Here is a 15,629-nt window from a genome sequence, read left to right as displayed (position 1 = left end):
GGCGCCCGCCATGACCCAGCTCTACGCCTGCGTGGCGCACCAGCACGATCTGCGGCTCGTCGCCGTGGCGGCCGTCATCTGCGCGCTCGGGACCTACTCGACCTTCGCCATGGGCCGGCAGGTGCTCCGGGAAGGCCCTGCGAAGGACCGGATCGCCTGGGGCGTCACGGGCGTCGTGGCGACCAGCACGGCGATCTGGGCGACCCACTTCGTCGCGATGCTGGCCTACGAGCCGAGCCTGCCGTTCGGCTTCGCGGTCGGCCAGACGGCGGCCTCGCTCCTCGTCGCGATCCTGATGGTCGGCCTCGGGGCCGGGATCCTCGTCGCCAGGCGAACGCTCGGCGGCCGGGTCTGCGGCGGAGCGGTCGTCGGGCTGGCGATCTCGGCCATGCACTACACGGGCATGGACGCCTACTACGTGCAGGGCACGCTGCACTGGGAGACCGCGTTGGTCGCGGCCTCGGTCCTCGTCGGGGTCTCGCTCGGCAGCCTGTCGATGGTGCTCGGCTTCAGCGCCGACCGGCGCCTGCGCCGGCTCGCGCCGCCGTCCCTGCTGGCCGCGGTCTGCGGCATGCACTTCCTCGGCATGAGCGCGGTGACCATCGCGTTCGACCCCGCCGTCGAGATCCCGGGCGGCAGCCTCGATGCCACGATCCTGTCGATCCTGACAGCCAACGCCGCCCTCCTGATCGTCGGGCTGTCGCTGGCCGCGCTGCGGCTGTGGCACGCGAACCGGAGGCGCCACGAGGCCGAGAACCAGCGCCTGCGCGACCTCGCCGACATCGCGGTGGAGGGCCTGATGATCTGCGACGGCGACACCGTCACGGGCATCAACCACAGCCTGGAGCGCATCATCGGGCGGCCCCGAGAGGCCCTGATCGGCGCGCCCCTGCAGAGCATCCTGCCCGGCCTGTCCACGGCCGGGATCCCGACGGAGCAGGAGGCCGACGCCCTGCTGCGGGACGGCGAGGCGGCCGGCATCCCGGTGCGCGTCATCGCCCAGTGGATCACCATCAAGGCCAAGCCGCACCTCGTCGTCGCCGTCCGGGATCAGCGCGAGCGGCTGCGGGCCGAGGCTGAGATGCACCGCCTCGCCCATCACGACGCCCTGACGGGCCTCGCCAACCGGCACCAGTTCAACGAGGCGCTGGCGGCGCGCTACGCCTGCCGCCGCGGCGAGGAGGGGAGCTTCGCCCTGCTGCTCCTCGACCTCGACCGGTTCAAGCTCGTCAACGACACGCTCGGGCACGGCATGGGCGACGAGCTGCTCCGGCGCGTCGCCCGTCGGCTCATGAGCGCCCTGAGCGAGGATGATCTGGTGGCACGGCTGGGCGGCGACGAGTTCGCCATCCTCAAGGGCGGCGGGACCGACCTGCCGGCGATCCAGGCCGTGGCCGAGCGCGTGAACGACATCCTGGCCCGCCCCTTCCTCATCGACGGGCACATCCTGAACGTCGGCACGAGCATCGGCATCGCCCTCGCCCCGGACGACGGCGAGACACCGGACCTCCTGATGGGCAGCGCCGACCTCGCCCTCTACGGCGCCAAGGAGGAGGGCCGCGGCCGCTACCGGATGTTCGAGGCCAGCATGAACGCGCGCATCCAGGCGCGCCGCTCCCTCGAGCTCGACCTCCGGCGCGCCATGGCCCGGCAGGAATTCGCGCTCTACTACCAGCCGCAGGTCGACGCCCGGACCGGCACCTTCGACGGCGCCGAGGCCCTGATCCGCTGGCATCACCCGGAGCGTGGCCTCGTCTCGCCCGCCGATTTCATCCCGCTGGCGGAGGAGACCGGCCTGATCGGCAGCCTCGGCGAGTGGGTGCTGCGCACCGCCTGCATCGAGGCGCTCGGGTGGCCGGACCACCTGACGGTGGCCGTCAACCTCTCGCCGGTGCAGTTCCGCGACGCGCGACTCGCGGCCACGATCCGCAACATCCTGGCCGAGACGAGCTTCCCGGCCGCCCGGCTGGAGCTGGAGATCACCGAAGGCTCGCTGATGCAGGACGAGCAGCGCGCGCTGACCACCCTACGGGAGCTGCGGGCGCTGGGCATCCGCATCGCGATGGACGATTTCGGCACCGGCTACTCGTCGCTCAGCTACCTGGGCCGCTTCCCCTTCGACAAGATCAAGATCGACCAGTCCTTCGTGCGGCGCACGCCCGAGGACAAGGACAGCGCCGCGATCGTGCGGGCGATCGCGATGCTGGGCGCGAGCCTCGGCATGAAGACCACGGCCGAGGGCGTCGAGACGGACGCGCAGTCGAACTTCATCGCCGGCGAGGGCTGCGACCAGCTCCAGGGCTACCTGATCAGCCGTCCGGTCCCGGCCGACAGGATCGGCGGCCTGTTCGCCGCCTCCATGACCCGCCGCGCCAGCGCCTGAAGGAGGGCCCGCTTGCCCATCCACCGCCTTCTCTACTGCAGCGACATCCACATCGCCGGGACGGAGGACGCCGTCCGGCAGCAGATCGCGGAGATCGTCCGGGCCTCCGAGATCCGCAACGCGGCGGACGACCTGACCGGCGCCCTGCTGCACACGCGCGGCGTGTTCGTCCAGGCCCTGGAAGGCCCGCTTCCCGCCATCGAGGCGACGTTCGAGCGCATCTGCTGCGACCTGCGCCACCGGCGCGTCGAGCTCTTGGAGTTCGTCCAAGCCGAGGCGCGCACCTTCGGGGCGTGGTCGATGGCGGGCATCCGCCCGGACCGCACGATCGGTAAGCTGTTCCCGGGCCTCGAAGCGGGCGCGGCGCAGATCGCGGAGCCGGCCTCCGCGCAGGCCACGATCAGCCTGATGCGCTCGCTCCTGATCGCCGGAGCGGGCGAGGCCGCGCCGCTGCCGACGAGCCCCGCGCAGACGGCACGCTGACCGGGAGCGTCCGGTCGGCGCGGGAGGTCCAGTCGGGCCGCTCGGCGACCAGCGACAGCGTCGCCTCGAACACGTCCTTGCCCGCCGGCCGGCGGGCGCGCCGGTCAGTGGGCGGTGCAGAGGTCGGTTCCGACCGCCGGCTGAAGGTAGCCGGCCTGGAACTCGGCAAGCGCCCGGAGGCGCGGCAGGTCCAGGATGATGAGGCGGCGCTGGCCCGTCGCGATCAGGCCCTGCCGCCGCAGCTCCTGCAGCGTGCGGTTCACGTGCACGTTCGACAGGCCGGTCGTGTCCCCGAGCTCCACCTGCGTGACCGGGAACTCGAAGCTGTCGTTCTCGGCGAACCCTACCGCCTGCAGGCGCAGCAGAAGCTCGCAGAACAGGTGGGCGATGCGCTCGATGGCGGAGCGGCAGCCGAGATTGACCAGCCACTCGCGCGTGACGGCCTCCTCCACGATCTTCGCCCGCCGGAACGCCTGGGCGACGTTCGGGTGCCGCTCGACGGCGAACAGCAGCGCCTCACGCGGGATGCGGGCGACCGAGCAGGCCGAGAGCGTGCCGAGGGCGTGGTCGATCCGACTCAGATGCGCGATGTCCGGGTCGCAGAGATCGCCCGGCAGCAGGTAGCTCAGGATCTGGCGTTTGCCGTCCTGGCGATGCTTGTAGCGGCAGGCGATGCCCTTCAGGACCAGGAAGGCGGCGTCCGGGGCGCTGCCCTCGCGGATCAGGTCGACATGCGGATCGGCGAGCCGCGCGCCCGCGGCGAGCTGATCCAGGATGCTGCGGTCGGCTTCCGAGAGCGGGGCGAGCCCCTCGAGCTTGCGCACCAGCGGGTTGGAGGAGTGGCCGTTCAGGAGGGACCTCCGGAGGGGTGCGTTCATTGCGAAACCGGTCATCGACAGCATGGGCGGGCCTCCCGCCGCGCGATCTCGCTCAGCAGATCGACGACGTCGCGGTGCCAGGCGGGCTTGGCGAGCCAGGGCGCGTCCGGGAGGGCGTCGGGCGAGGCGCCGTCGCCCGGGTGGTCAGCGTGGATGACGAAGGGCACGCCCCGTGCGCGGAGGACGCGCATCAGCGCGCCGCTCGGACCGTCCCTGAGCCGCTGATCGACCACCGCGAGACTGGGCCTCGTCCGCTCGATCTGAGCGATGGCTCCTGTCTCGGTGTCGAGCGGGCCGGCGACGCGGTAGCCTGCCCGCTCCAGGGCGTCGGACAGGTCCAGGCCGACGATCGGATCGTCCGCCGTGAGCAGGACCGTCGGGCGCAGATCGAACCGTTCCATGAGGCATCCCGTGGGCGAAGCGAGTGACATTCGGCTCGCTCCGAGCAGATGCACTTGGCTGTAGACGCAAGTGAAACTGATCGGAAGAGGAGTTCTCTCCCGGTGTGTTGTCGAACGTTTCAGATCATTTGCCAAGTTCCGAAAATTAATCCCTGTTAAAATCCGAAATAACTTATGTTAAACCCTCATATTCCTCTCAAGACAATGAGATATTTCATGCAGAAACTCACTTTACTACTATGCGTTCCCTGACTTCGATAGATTGCTCGGGCGCTCGCTGTTGGAAACGTGAGCTCGTGCCTCGACGGTGAGGGCGTCATGGCTCAGCCACAGCAAGCCACCTCACGCAACCGCCTGCTGCGGGCGCTCGCGCCCGACGACTTCCCCTGCTTCAACCGCACCTGCAGACCACGACGACGCAGCTGCGCGAGACGCTGATCGAGCCGGGCCGGACGATCGAGGAGGTCTACTTCCCGGAGACGGGCTTCGTCTCGATCGCCACGACGGTCGGCGGCAGCGACATCGAGGTCGGCCTCTGCGGGCGCGAGGGAATGGTCGGTGCCGCGGAGCTGCTGCTCGGCAGCGGCACCACCCCGCACGAGTATTTCGTGCAGATGGCCGGCGAGGCGCTGCGGATGGAGGCGCAGGCCCTGTGCGCCGCGGTCGAGCGGAGCCCGTCCCTGCGCAGGCTGCTCCTGCGCTACGTGCACACGCTGATGATCCAGGGCGCGCAGACCGCCTACGCCAACGCGGCGATCAACCTGGAGGGCCGGCTCGCCCGCTGGCTGCTGATGTGCCACGACCGTTCGGACGGCGACGAGCTGGTGCTGACCCACGAGTTCCTGTCGATGATGCTCGGCGTGCAGCGGGCCGGCATCACGCTGGCGATCCAGAACCTCGAGGGCGCGGGCCGCATCCGGGCGCGGCGCCGACGCATCCAGGTGCTCGACCGGGAGAAGCTGGAGGCGCTGACGAACGGCAGCTACGGCGTGCCCGAGGCGGAGTACGGGCGGCTGATCGGGAGGGGGTGAGATGCCCCGCGACTTCTTCCATCTCCGGCACGGGCCGGCGCCCGGGCAGGTGGCGATCGACGAGGAGGGCGAGGCGCCCGCTCCCGCCCGATGAGCCCCGCGCGGGCGGGAGCCCACCTGGGCCTCACGCCGCGGCGGCAGGCTCGCGCGGGGCCTCGCGCACGGCCTTGAGGCAGGCCTCGACGCCGCCGCGCAGCGATGAGACGTAGACATCGGCCCCGAGCTCCCGGCCGAGCGCCGCGTCGCTCAGGACGCGCTCGCCCACCGGCCAGAGGCCGACGAGGATCGGGGTGTCGGGCGCGCGCCGGCGCAGGCGCTCCAGGAGGTAGCGCAGGTGCGCCGGGCTGCCGGTGATGTCGAGGTAGGAGATGCAGATCATCGCCACCCCGCTCAGGTCGAGGTCCCGGATGCGCCCCCGGGCCACGGCCTCGTGCGGCGTCACCCGCGCCCCGAGGCCGTGCTTGCGCAGGAGCTGGGCCAGGATCGAGGCGGCCGCCTCGTCCAGAGGCCCGCGGCCGGCGATGCACAGGACCGGCGCCTCGCCGCGCCAGGCGGGCGGGCGCTCCTCGACCGGGGGCGCCTGGCCCGGCACGGCCTCGTTCTTCGGGTGCGCCTGCTCGGCCAGGGTCGGGACGTCGGAGTGACCTCGCGCCTTGCCGTCGCCGGGCGGCTCGGCGTCCGGCCGGCCCTCGAAATCCTCGACGAGGCCCTGGCAGGAGGTCTTGATGTTCTCGAGCTGCGCCGGCGTGACGACCCCGCGCGCGTAGTCGTTCGCGGCGAGCTGCAGCCCCTTGAGCGCGACCTCGTCGTAGTAGGAGGAGAGCGAGCGCTCCTTCAGCATCGCCTCGCCGATGTCGCGCGCCTCGTCCGGGTCGCCGGCGAGCATGCGCTGGTAGAAGTTCTCCACCGGCGTCAGCGGCGGCCGGTCGCCGAGGAGCACGTCGAAGAACTCCAGGCTCTCGACGTGGCGGCCCAGCACCACGAGGCAGACCGTGAACGGCGTGGCCAGGATCAGGCCGATCGGCCCCCAGAGGAAGCCCCAGAACAGGGTCGAGACGATGACGGCGAAGGGAGAGAGGCCGGTTGAGTGGCCGTACAGCAGCGGCTCGATCACGTGGCCGAACAGGGGCTCGGCGATCAGGAACAGGGCCGCCGTCCAGACGACCATCGACCAGCCCGGATCGACCGCGGCGGCGAGGGCGAGGGGGAACAGCGCGGCGATGAAGGCGCCGATATAGGGCACGAAGCGCATCAGCGCGGCGAACACGCCCCAGAGGATCGGGCTCGGCACGCCGATGAACCAGAGGCCGAGGCCGATCAGCACGCCGAAGGCGGCGTTCATGCCGAGCTGGGCCAGGAAGTAGGTTCCGAGCCGGCTCGCGGCGTCGTCCATGGCCACCGTCGTGCGGTGCAGGTCGCTCGAGCCGAACAGGCGGATGAGGCGGTTGCGCAGGTCCTCCCGCTGCATGAGGAGGAAGATCACGACCACGAGCACGATGCCGACCGTGGTCAGCGGCTCGACGACCGGCCCGAGGATGTTGTGGGCGAGGGTGAGCGGCGAGGGATCGGGCTCCTGCACGCGCACGAGCTGGGCCTTCGGCGTCTCGCCGCCGCTCGGCGCCGCGGCGGTCGTGCCGGAGGCGGCGGCCTTCTGGGAGGCGTCGTGGACCTGATGGTTGATCCGCTGCAGCAGGGCGTTGGCGCGGCCGAGGATGCCCTCCTGCAGGCCGGAGACCTTCTGCTGCACCGTCGCCTGGTACTGCGGCAGGTTGCCGGCGAGGCTCGCCACCTGCGTCCCGATCACCGCCCCGATGCCGAGGATGACCCCGAGCGCGAGCAGCACGGCGACGATGACGGAGGGCGCCCGGCCGAAATGGATGCGGCGCAGGAGATTGACCACGGGCGCGAGGACGAAGCTCAGCAGGATGGCGAGCACGAGGGGGATGAACACCTCGCGGCCGAAATAGAGGGCGGCGATGACCACCACGCCGACGGCGAGGGTCAGGAGGCCGCGCAGGCCCGGCGTGACGGGGGGCGGCACCTGGGCGGGCTGGCGCGGGGCGGATGTCGAGGGTGCTTCCATCGGTGAGGCCGGCTGGGACACGGGACCGGCCAGGCCGGGTTCCCCCCTCAACGCCGGTCGGTGCGTTTCGGTGACATCCCTTTGTCCGCCAGCGCTCGCAGGAGTTGCAGAACGGCGGCGGCCGAAGGGGAGAAGCCGCCCAGATCGGCCCGCAATCTTGCCACCGCAGGTTGCGTCACTATGTCGGCTGCCCGGCCGTCAACAGCCTGCAGGGTCCCATGCCCACGAACGGTCCCCCTCCAGCCGCGCTCGTCGCCCTCACGGCCGAGATCGTCTCGGCCTATCTCGGCCGCAACCACGTCCGCCCGAACGACCTGCCCGGGCTGATCGCGAGCGTGCACGCCTCGCTCACCGGCCTCACCGGGTCTTCGGGCAGCGCGGCGCCCGCCGTGGCGAAGCCGACGCCCGCCGAGATCAAGCGCTCCGTCACCCCGGACCACCTCGTCAGCTTCGAGGACGGGAAGCCCTACAAGACGCTGGCGCGCCACCTGCGCCTGCGTGGCCTGAGCCCCCAGGCGTACCGTGCGAGATGGGGCTTGCCCCTGGATTACCCGATGACCGCGGCGAGCTACTCCGCCCAGCGCGCGGAGCTGGCCCGCTCCTCGGGCCTGGGCCGGGGTGGCGGGCCCCGACCGGGACCGGCAGAGGCGGGCGAAGGGGCCGCTCCCGGCAGGGCGTCCGAGCCGGAGGATGCCGAGGCCGTCGCGGACACCCTCACCCGCGAGCCGTTCGAGGACGATGGCGTCGCCGAGTAGGGGCGCGGGGCTGGCCGGGAGCGCGCGCGCGACCACCTGTCATGGCGGGCCCGCTCATGGCGGGCCCGCGCGGCGGAGGGTGTAGCCGATCCCGATGCTCGACCCCGACGTCTACGATCACCTGCGGCAGGTCGCGGCCACCGAGTCCGAGCCGCTCTTGGCCGCCATCGAGCGGGTCGGGCCGATCGGCATCCCGGCACCGGCCCATGCCCGCGTCGCGGACCGCCTGTTCGTCGAGGTGGTCAACCAGCAGCTCTCGACCCGGGCCGCGGCCGCGATCTGGGCGCGCGTCGAGGCCGCCGCAGCAGGGCAGGCCCTGGCCCCCCGCGACCTGTTCGTGCCCGGCCACGAGGAGCGCCTGCGCGCCTGCGGCCTCTCCCGGAACAAGGTGCGCGCCCTGCAGGCGATCCGGGAGGCCGAGGAGGCCGGATCCCTCACGGACGACCTCGCGGCGATGCCCCACGGGGCTCGCTCCGCGATCCTGTGCGGCATCCGCGGCGTCGGGCAGTGGACGGCCGACATGGTCGGCATCTTCCACTACCTCGACCCGGACATCTGGCCGGCCGGGGACGTGGCGGCCGTGGGCAGCCTTCGCCGCCTGACCGGATGCACGGACACGGTGGCGCTCGCCGCAGCGTTCGCGCCCTACCGGTCGATCCTGGCGCGCTACGCCTGGCGCATCCGCGACGTCCAGGAGACGCCGGTCGCCTGACCGGTCCGCGCCGCCGGCCCCGGGCTCGCTCGGGGCGCCGAAGTGTCTCCGAAAGGACACGCCGGCGCGGAAAGGGCGTGCCGGCCGGCGCGCGGCCACATTCCCTCCACCTCGCGTCGCTCAGGTGCGCCCCGGATCGGGGCAAACCAAGGAGCGCGTCATGTCTGCTCTTCCCACGGCTTCGGGCGCCGCGCCCGTTGCGGAGACCGCGGCCGGACGTCCGTCCGCCGATCTCGACCGCCAGGCCATCGGATGCATCGTGAGCGGGGTCGCCTCGGGGCTGCGCGACGTCCTGCCGGTGCCGGAGCGCGAGCCGCTTCCCTCGCGGTTCGAGCCCCTGATCCGGCGCCTGACGGCCGGCTGGCCGCGTCGCCCCAGATTGCCCTCGCGGCGGAAGGCTGCCTGATGTCCTTGGAGGCCCCCTTGTCTGAGCGCACGAACGTCACGCGGCTGCCGACCCGCGCCGCCGAGGTCGAGCCCGACGCGAACATCGCCTCGGTGATCGCGGTTCTGCAGGAACAGCTCGCACTGGCCCGCGAGGGCAAGCTTCGCTCCGTCGCCGTCGTCAGCGTCGCGGCCGACGGCGGAGCGGTCGGCACGCACTGGTCCTGCACCAACGGGGACATCGTCGGCCTGATCGGCAAGCTGACGGTCCTGACCCACGACCTCATGGCCTCGCGCAACTGAGCCTCGCGCGCGGGGCCCTCGCGGAGGGGGCCGCCCCGGGATGGAGGCGGCCCGGGACCGTGGATCCGCGGTCTAGGCTTCGGGGCCGGCCGCCCCGGAGCGGACGAAGCAGCGGTCGAACGCCTCCGGGTCGTAGACCCGCCCGTGCATGTCGCTGACCTGCACGTCCTCCGCCTCCTCGCCGGCGAGCGTTCTGGCCCGCTCGAGCGCGGCCTCGGCGGTGCGCGTCTGGTAGGCGACGTGCCCGTCCGGCGTGTTCGCCCTGATGATGAACAGCAACAGCTTCCCTCCGTGATCCGGACGGTCAAGCTTAGCCGAAGCCCGCGCGCCAAGCGAGGCGGGATCGGCCGCCGGCCCTCGCGGCCGCCGTTCCGAGGCGGCCCACTCGGGTCGGGACCCGTTCCGCCCTTCGTTCGGATGAAAAGAGACGCTACAACCCTGCGTTGAGTAATGCTGGGATAGTCCTGGAACGGACGCGGACGGCAGGTCGATCGAGGATGGCATGACGGCAGAACATTCGGCTGGCGCCGGACCGTTCGGCGAGGATCGTTTCCGGCTCCTGATCCAGGCGGTGACCGACTACGCCATCTACATGCTCGATCGGACCGGCGTCGTGGTCAGCTGGAATCCCGGCGCGGAACGCTTCAAGGGCTACGCCGAGGCCGAGATCATCGGCCAGCACTTCTCCCGCTTCTACACCGACGAGGACAGGGCGACGGACCTGCCCAGGCGCGCGCTGGCGACCGCCGCCACCGAGGGCCGCTTCGAGCAGGAGGGCTGGCGGGTCCGCAAAGACGGCACCCGCATGTGGGCGCACGTCGTCATCGACCCGATCCGCGACGCCTCTGGCACCCTGATCGGCTTTGCCAAGATCACCCGGGACATCAGCGCGCGTCTGGCGGCCCAGGAGGCCCTGCGTGCCAGCGAGGAGCGCTTCCGCATCCTCGTCCAGGGCGTGACCGACTACGCCATCTTCATGCTGGACGCGGACGGCATCGTCACGAACTGGAACTCGGGTGCCGCCCGGATCAAGGGCTACAGCGAGGCCGAGATCGTCGGCCAGCACTTCTCCCGATTCTACACGGAGGGGGACCGGGCCGCGGGGCTCCCGGCCCGTGCCCTGGCGACGGCCGCCCGCGAGGGCAGGTACGAGGCGGAGGGCTGGCGCCTGCGCAAGGACGGCACGCGCTTCTGGGCGAGCGTCGTGATCGACGCGATCCGCAACGAGGCGGGCGAGCTCGTCGGCTACGCCAAGGTCACCCGCGACATCACCGAACGGCGCAAGTCGCAGGAGGACCTCGAGAAGACGCGGGCGTCCCTGTTCCAGGCACAGAAGCTCGAGGCGCTGGGCGGCCTCAGCTCCGGCATCGCGCACGATTTCAACAACCTGCTGACGGTGGTGCTCGGCAATCTCGACCTGCTGCGGCGGGCGCCGGAGGAGCACCGCCCGCGGCTGATCGACAACGCGATCCAGGCCGTCGAGCAGGGGCGCCGGCTCACGCAACAACTGCTCGCCTTCGGCCGTCGCCACGTCCTGCAGGCCGAGGTGGTGGACGTGAACCGGCTCATCCGCGGTATGGACGACATGCTGAAGCAGTCGCTGCGGGGCGACATCCACGTCGTCCTCGACCTCGCGGACGGTGCCTGCCCGGTCGAGGTCGACGTCACGCAGCTTCAGACCGCCCTGATCAACCTGGCGGTGAACGCCCGCGACGCCATGCCGAAGGGCGGCGAGTTCCGGATCCGGACGGAGACCGTGACCGGCGGGAGCGAGGCCGTGAGCGTCGAGATCGCGGTCAGCGACACCGGGCACGGGATGTCGCCCGAGGTGCTCGCACGCGCCTTCGAGCCGTTCTTCAGCACCAAGGACGTCGGCAAGGGCACCGGCCTCGGTCTCCCTCAGGTCTACGGCTTCGCGCAGCAGGCGAAGGGCTCGCTGCGGGTCGCGAGCGAGGTCGACCAGGGTACCACCTTCACCATCGCGCTGCCCTGCACGAGCGCCCGGGGTGCCGAGGCCGCCGAGGCCGGCCTCAACCTGGGCGAGGTCCCGCGCCCGCTCCGTATCCTGCTCGTCGAAGACAACGCGCAGGTGGCGGAGGTCGCCGGCGCGGTCCTCACCGAGCGGGGGCACGCGGTCACCGCGACCGGCGACGCGCTGGAGGCCCTGCGCGTGCTGGCCACCGATCAGCCCTTCGACCTCGTCCTGTCCGACCTGATCATGCCGGGCGGCCTGAGCGGCTTCGACCTCGCGCAGCGCGTGCGGAGCCGCTGGCCGGCCCTGCCGGTCCTCCTGGCGACGGGCTACAGCGATCAGGCGGCGAAGGCGCTCGGCGACGGCTTCCCGCTGATCTCGAAGCCCTACGAGCCCGCGGCGCTCCTGCTCGCCGTCGAGAGGGCGGCCGCGCCGATCGCGGTGTCGGCCCTGCAGGACAACGTCGTCCCGCTCTCGCGCTCGGCCGGCGAGCGGTGAGCGGGCGGCCCCTGCGGCGCCCCGGCCTCGGTGCCTGACGAGGCGCCGAGCCACGCCCGGAGCTTCTGCGCGAAGGACACCGGCCCCGCCCGCTCCGGCGCCTCGTGCCGGCGCGCAGCGTCCATCCGGCCGGCGACCTCGTGCCGCCCGGGCGCGTCCGCCTGCCGCCCGATGGCGAGGGCCCCTTCGAGGATGCGGATGCCCTCGTCGATCGTCATGTGCGGCATGTACCGCGCGTCGAGATCGATGTGGCGGCGGATGTAGGCCGCGCGCTCCTCCTCGATCGCCGGCACGTCCGCGCAGGCGAGGCGGGTGACGAAGGGGATGAGCCGCTGCCGCTCCGTGTCGCCGGCCTCGTCGTTCAGGTGCAGGGCGAGGCGGCAGATCGGGCGGGAGAAGCAGAGAGGCAGGTCGACCGGCGCGCGCACCGGCCGGTAGGGGTAGCCGCACGCCACGACGGCCGCTTCGTTGATGCAGGTGCCGCCATCCGGTCCGGGAAAGGCGTGCGAGCCGCGCTTCAACGTCCAGTTCAGGAGGTGGTCGAATTCCTTCATGGTGGCTGATCCTGTGGCCGCCCCCGGAACCAACGCTCCGGGCGACGTCCGGTATCCGCGCGCGAGCCCGCCCCCGTGCCGGCCCGGGATCGTCATGGCCAGGATCGTCAGAGCTTGAAGGAGTCCCGGTTCGTCCCGAGGCCCGACAGGTAGGTCCGCAACGCTTCGGGCAGCGCGTCGAACCAGGCCCGCTCCTGCCCCGGCGCCGGGAGCACGTGCCCGTACTCGACCATGTCGGTCGGAGCGAGATTGCAGAGATAGACCCAGATCTCGGTCTCCTTGACCCGCGCGATCGCGGCGACCTCCCGCATCATCGCGAGCATCATGCCCTGCCGGACGGATTCGGGGCGTCCGGCGCGGATGTCGCCGCGGATCCAGATCTGCCGGTCGGCGCGCTCGCCGCCGAGGAAGCGCGTGGTCGTGCCCTCGTCGATCACGACCTGCACGAAGTAGGTGGGCGCACCGGTCGCCTCCGCGTGGATGCGCGAGATCGCGCGGGCGAGTTCGGCCTTCTGCTCCTCCGAGAGCAGGTTGGCTGGCACGGCGCACACGTAGGTCGGCATCGCTCGTCTCCTCGAAGCGGGGCTGCCGCCCGGCGCGGATGCCCGGCCCGCGAAGGCGCGGGCTCCGGTCCCGGATCCGCCCCCGCGCAATGGTCTACAGGAGGACGCCTCGCGGCGCGAACCGGGCATCCCGGCGAGGGAAGCGTCGCCGCACGCGCCTGTCTCGCGCGGCCGTCTTCGGCTATCGTGGCCGTATGACCGGACTGGACACTGCCCGCTCCCTCCGCCGCTTCGCGGCCTGCCTCGCGCTCGGCGGCTGCGCGCTCGGCGCCCATCCCGCCGCCGCACAGGCCATCGCGCCGTTCACCGGCTTCGCGGCGCTGCCGTCCTTCGCCTGGCCGCTGCCGGCTGGGGGCGAGGAGAGCCGCTGGGCCGGCTCCTACGCCCGCATGTCGACCGGGTTCGAGGTCTCCTCCTCGCGGCATTTCGGCAGCTATGCCGGGCCGACCGTCGGTTTCGAGGGCGGGCGGACGTGGCAGGAGGGCCGCCTCGTCTACGGCATCTCCGGCGGGTTCGACTATCTGGCGGCGATCGGCGGCACGCCCGGCATCGGGGGCTTCGCCTACACCCGCGACTTCGCCGGCGCGCTTCAGGTGAAGGTCGGGACGCTCCTGACCCCCGACGTGCTGCTCTACGCCCGGGCCGGGGTGCTGGCGGTGCACGAGAAGCTGCGCTTCGGGGGCCCGTCGTCCGTCCTCGCCTTCACGCGCGAGGACATCGCCGTCCGGCCGGACGCGCATGTCGGGGTGGAGTGGGCCGTCACCGACCGCCTCTCCGTCGCGGTCGAGGCGGGCGTGGTCGGCGGCGGCTTCCGCTGAGGTTCGCCGGCCGGTCAGCCGGCGCGGCGCACGAGCAGGTAGAGGACCGCCGCCGCGAGCGCCAGCGAGACGAGCTTCCAGAACAGGACCGGGTCCCGCTCCAGCAGCGCCCGCCGCCCCACGCCCGGCAGGGACGGGTTGGGGTGGCGCAGGTCGTGGACGAAGGCGGAGAGGGCCTCGTAGCGCAGGGCCGGGTTCGAGTGCAGGGCCTTGCGCAGGGCCGCGTCGACGTAAGGCGGCAGGCCCGGCCGCGCGGCGGCGACGGAGACGTAGCGCAGGCGCCGACCCTTCGCCGCGTCGAAGGCCCGCGCCGCCTCGGCGCCGTAGGGCAGGCGCCCGGTGAGCATCTGGTAGGCGATGACGCCCACCGAGAAGATGTCCGAGCCCGGCGTCGCGCGGTACCCCGCGAGGCATTCCGGGGCGGTGTACTGGAGCGTGCCGAGCATCGGCTCGGCCGCCGCGCCCTCCTCGGCGAGGCCGGCGACCCGGGCCGAGCCGAAATCGATGATGCGGACCGTGCCCGCCGCGTCGATCAGGATGTTCTGCGGGCGCAGGTCCTGATGCACCATCTCGCGCCGGTGCAGGGCCTGCACGCCGCGGGCGATCTGCTCGACGAGGCGGCGCACCGTCTCCAGTTCCGGCGCGGGATTGTCCCGCAGCCACTGCGCCAGGGTCTGCCCCTCGACGTACTCCATCACGGTGTAGAGATGGCTGCGCCGCCGGGTCTGCGGGGGCGCGGCCAGGAGGTGCGGGCTGTCGACGCGGCGGGCGACCCACTCCTCCATCACCAGCCGGCGCAGGCCCTCGGGGTCGGCGCGCAGCTCCGTCGAGGGCACCTTGAGCGCGACCCGGCCGCCGGTCTCCCCGTCGAGGGCCAGGTAGACGTGGCTGCGGTGGCTCGCGTGCAGGGTGCGCAGGACGCGGTAGCCGTCGAAGTCGGTCGGCGGTTCGAGCAGCGGGGCCGGGGACAGCTCCTCGATCCGGCCCGAGACCTCGGCCCGGTCGCCGTCGGCGACGGCGTCGACGCGCACGATCTGGACGGTGAGGTTGTCGGTGCTGCCGCTCTCGTAGGCAAGGCCGGCGATCTCCCGGGCAGCCTGCCCAAGATCGTCGCCGTTGCGGGCGATCGCGGCGACGATCGCCTCGGGCCGCACGTGCTCGTGCACGCCGTCCGTCGTCAGCACGAACACGTCCCCGCGCTCGATCCCGACGGTGCGGTGGTCGATCTCGACATGGGCCGCGGCGCCGAGCGCCCGACCGAGATAGGTCTCGCCGGCGGAGACGACGACCCGGTGATCCTCGGTCAGCGCCTCGAGCGAGCGCCCGGCGACGCGCGAGATCCGCGCGTCGCCGACGTGGAAGATGTGGGCGGTGCGCGACCGCAGCACGAGCGCGCTGAAGGTGGTGACGTAGCCCCTGTCGCGGCCGCCCTCCGGGTCGTGCAGGTAGCGGTTGCGCCGCGTCTCGGCGTGGAGCCAGGAATTCGTCGCGGCGACGACGCGCCGCGCCGCCGTCCTCACCGACCACGTGTCGGGCGCGTCGTAGTAGTCGGTGAGGAAGCTCTTGACCGCCGTCTCGCTGGCCACGTGGCTGACGGCGCTGCTGCCGATGCCGTCCGCGATGGCGAGGGCGGCCCCCTTGAGCGCGAGGGCGGGGCCCTCGGGGATGAGGGCGCCGTGGAAATCCTGGTTGGTCTCCTTGCGGCCGCGCTCGCTGTGCTGGCCGAGGGAGAGCGACAGGTCTGAAGGCATCGGTGCGGGCCCCGGCGGGTCGGGCCCCGGGCCTTGCGGCGCGAGGCCCGGCCGGTCAAG

15 protein-coding genes and 1 pseudogene are annotated in these 15,629 nt (G+C 72.2%); 9 read left to right on the top strand and 7 right to left on the bottom strand.

Annotated elements, in window-relative coordinates:
- Positions 1 to 10 precede the first annotated feature (10 nt).
- Together MOX02_RS11730 and MOX02_RS11725 are read left to right on the top strand one after the other, a co-directional pair.
- Positions 11 to 2,383, top strand: coding sequence for an EAL domain-containing protein (locus MOX02_RS11730; protein WP_147025972.1), 2,373 nt, complete (start codon positions 11 to 13; stop codon positions 2,381 to 2,383).
- Between the two features lie 12 nt (positions 2,384 to 2,395).
- On the top strand, positions 2,396 to 2,866 hold the full coding sequence (locus MOX02_RS11725) for a BLUF domain-containing protein (RefSeq protein WP_147025971.1): 471 nt from the start codon (positions 2,396 to 2,398) through the stop codon (positions 2,864 to 2,866).
- Positions 2,867 to 2,970: 104 nt separating this feature from the next.
- On the opposite strand, the gene MOX02_RS11720 is transcribed toward MOX02_RS11725, so the two are convergent.
- Together MOX02_RS11720 and MOX02_RS11715 are read right to left on the bottom strand one after the other, a co-directional pair.
- Entirely contained in the window at positions 2,971 to 3,744 is a 774-nt protein-coding gene (locus MOX02_RS11720) for a Crp/Fnr family transcriptional regulator (RefSeq protein WP_147025970.1), read from the bottom strand.
- Positions 3,745 to 3,755: 11 nt separating this feature from the next.
- On the bottom strand, positions 3,756 to 4,145 hold the full coding sequence (locus MOX02_RS11715; RefSeq protein ID WP_147025969.1) for a response regulator: 390 nt from the start codon (positions 4,143 to 4,145) through the stop codon (positions 3,756 to 3,758).
- Between the two features lie 318 nt (positions 4,146 to 4,463).
- On the opposite strand from MOX02_RS11715, the pseudogene MOX02_RS11710 reads away from it, so the two are divergent.
- Positions 4,464 to 5,176, top strand: a pseudogene (locus tag MOX02_RS11710) (Crp/Fnr family transcriptional regulator).
- 124 nt (positions 5,177 to 5,300) lie between these two features.
- Here MOX02_RS11710 and MOX02_RS11705 read toward each other — a convergent pair.
- Positions 5,301 to 7,259, bottom strand: a complete 1,959-nt coding sequence (locus tag MOX02_RS11705) for an AI-2E family transporter (RefSeq protein WP_147025968.1) — start codon at positions 7,257 to 7,259, stop codon at positions 5,301 to 5,303.
- Positions 7,260 to 7,477: 218 nt separating this feature from the next.
- On the opposite strand from MOX02_RS11705, the gene MOX02_RS11700 reads away from it, so the two are divergent.
- The 4 genes from MOX02_RS11700 (at position 7,478) to MOX02_RS11685 (ending at position 9,413) form a co-directional block, all read left to right on the top strand.
- Complete coding sequence (locus tag MOX02_RS11700) at positions 7,478 to 8,014, top strand: Ros/MucR family transcriptional regulator (protein ID WP_147025967.1); 537 nt, start codon at positions 7,478 to 7,480, stop codon at positions 8,012 to 8,014.
- A gap of 94 nt (positions 8,015 to 8,108) precedes the next feature.
- Positions 8,109 to 8,726: a DNA-3-methyladenine glycosylase family protein gene (locus tag MOX02_RS11695; protein WP_147025966.1), complete on the top strand. Its 618-nt coding sequence runs from the start codon at positions 8,109 to 8,111 to the stop codon at positions 8,724 to 8,726.
- Between the two features lie 160 nt (positions 8,727 to 8,886).
- On the top strand, positions 8,887 to 9,132 hold the full coding sequence (locus tag MOX02_RS11690) for a hypothetical protein (RefSeq protein WP_147025965.1): 246 nt from the start codon (positions 8,887 to 8,889) through the stop codon (positions 9,130 to 9,132).
- A 17-nt stretch (positions 9,133 to 9,149) separates the two neighbouring features.
- Positions 9,150 to 9,413, top strand: a complete 264-nt coding sequence (locus tag MOX02_RS11685) for a hypothetical protein (RefSeq protein ID WP_238178857.1) — start codon at positions 9,150 to 9,152, stop codon at positions 9,411 to 9,413.
- 72 nt (positions 9,414 to 9,485) lie between these two features.
- On the opposite strand, the gene MOX02_RS11680 is transcribed toward MOX02_RS11685, so the two are convergent.
- A complete protein-coding gene (locus MOX02_RS11680; protein ID WP_147025963.1) occupies positions 9,486 to 9,692 on the bottom strand; it encodes a hypothetical protein in 207 nt (68 codons plus the stop codon).
- A gap of 223 nt (positions 9,693 to 9,915) precedes the next feature.
- On the opposite strand from MOX02_RS11680, the gene MOX02_RS11675 reads away from it, so the two are divergent.
- Positions 9,916 to 11,883 (top strand): hybrid sensor histidine kinase/response regulator, encoded by a 1,968-nt coding sequence (locus MOX02_RS11675; RefSeq protein WP_147025962.1) that lies wholly within the window; start codon positions 9,916 to 9,918, stop codon positions 11,881 to 11,883.
- Here MOX02_RS11675 and MOX02_RS11670 read toward each other — a convergent pair.
- Positions 11,772 to 12,437, bottom strand: a complete 666-nt coding sequence (locus tag MOX02_RS11670; protein ID WP_238178859.1) for a hypothetical protein — start codon at positions 12,435 to 12,437, stop codon at positions 11,772 to 11,774. The two genes, MOX02_RS11675 and MOX02_RS11670, sit on opposite strands and share 112 nt — an antisense overlap.
- A gap of 107 nt (positions 12,438 to 12,544) precedes the next feature.
- The gene (locus MOX02_RS11665; protein ID WP_147025961.1) at positions 12,545 to 13,000 is read right to left on the bottom strand and encodes a tautomerase family protein; all 456 of its coding nucleotides are present in this window, start codon (positions 12,998 to 13,000) and stop codon (positions 12,545 to 12,547) included.
- 194 nt (positions 13,001 to 13,194) lie between these two features.
- Here MOX02_RS11665 and MOX02_RS11660 point away from each other — a divergent pair, with 194 nt between their 5' ends.
- Complete coding sequence (locus MOX02_RS11660) at positions 13,195 to 13,818, top strand: outer membrane protein (RefSeq protein ID WP_147025960.1); 624 nt, start codon at positions 13,195 to 13,197, stop codon at positions 13,816 to 13,818.
- Between the two features lie 14 nt (positions 13,819 to 13,832).
- On the opposite strand, the gene MOX02_RS11655 is transcribed toward MOX02_RS11660, so the two are convergent.
- Positions 13,833 to 15,569, bottom strand: a complete 1,737-nt coding sequence (locus MOX02_RS11655) for a bifunctional protein-serine/threonine kinase/phosphatase (protein WP_147025959.1) — start codon at positions 15,567 to 15,569, stop codon at positions 13,833 to 13,835.
- Positions 15,570 to 15,629: the final 60 nt, after the last annotated feature.

The organism is Methylobacterium oxalidis, assembly GCF_007992195.1.
GTDB classification, from domain to species: domain Bacteria; phylum Pseudomonadota; class Alphaproteobacteria; order Rhizobiales; family Beijerinckiaceae; genus Methylobacterium; species Methylobacterium oxalidis.
The sequence above is the reverse complement of the archived record's forward strand: the minus strand, read 5'-3'. Positions and strand labels throughout refer to the sequence as shown.

What these genes read in the sequence shown, in the direction of transcription:
- MOX02_RS11690 (WP_147025965.1), top strand. Translation starts at nt 8,887, where the DNA reads ATGTCTGCTCTTCCCACGGCTTCGGGCGCCGCGCCCGTTGCGGAGACC.
- MOX02_RS11715 (WP_147025969.1), bottom strand. Translation starts at nt 4,145, where the DNA reads ATGGAACGGTTCGATCTGCGCCCGACGGTCCTGCTCACGGCGGACGAT.
- MOX02_RS11670 (WP_238178859.1), bottom strand. Translation starts at nt 12,437, where the DNA reads ATGAAGGAATTCGACCACCTCCTGAACTGGACGTTGAAGCGCGGCTCG.
- MOX02_RS11675 (WP_147025962.1), top strand. Translation starts at nt 9,916, where the DNA reads ATGACGGCAGAACATTCGGCTGGCGCCGGACCGTTCGGCGAGGATCGT.
- MOX02_RS11665 (WP_147025961.1), bottom strand. Translation starts at nt 13,000, where the DNA reads ATGCCGACCTACGTGTGCGCCGTGCCAGCCAACCTGCTCTCGGAGGAG.
- MOX02_RS11695 (WP_147025966.1), top strand. Translation starts at nt 8,109, where the DNA reads ATGCTCGACCCCGACGTCTACGATCACCTGCGGCAGGTCGCGGCCACC.
- MOX02_RS11730 (WP_147025972.1), top strand. Translation starts at nt 11, where the DNA reads ATGACCCAGCTCTACGCCTGCGTGGCGCACCAGCACGATCTGCGGCTC.
- MOX02_RS11660 (WP_147025960.1), top strand. Translation starts at nt 13,195, where the DNA reads ATGACCGGACTGGACACTGCCCGCTCCCTCCGCCGCTTCGCGGCCTGC.
- MOX02_RS11700 (WP_147025967.1), top strand. Translation starts at nt 7,478, where the DNA reads ATGCCCACGAACGGTCCCCCTCCAGCCGCGCTCGTCGCCCTCACGGCC.
- MOX02_RS11720 (WP_147025970.1), bottom strand. Translation starts at nt 3,744, where the DNA reads ATGAACGCACCCCTCCGGAGGTCCCTCCTGAACGGCCACTCCTCCAAC.
- MOX02_RS11655 (WP_147025959.1), bottom strand. Translation starts at nt 15,569, where the DNA reads ATGCCTTCAGACCTGTCGCTCTCCCTCGGCCAGCACAGCGAGCGCGGC.
- MOX02_RS11705 (WP_147025968.1), bottom strand. Translation starts at nt 7,259, where the DNA reads ATGGAAGCACCCTCGACATCCGCCCCGCGCCAGCCCGCCCAGGTGCCG.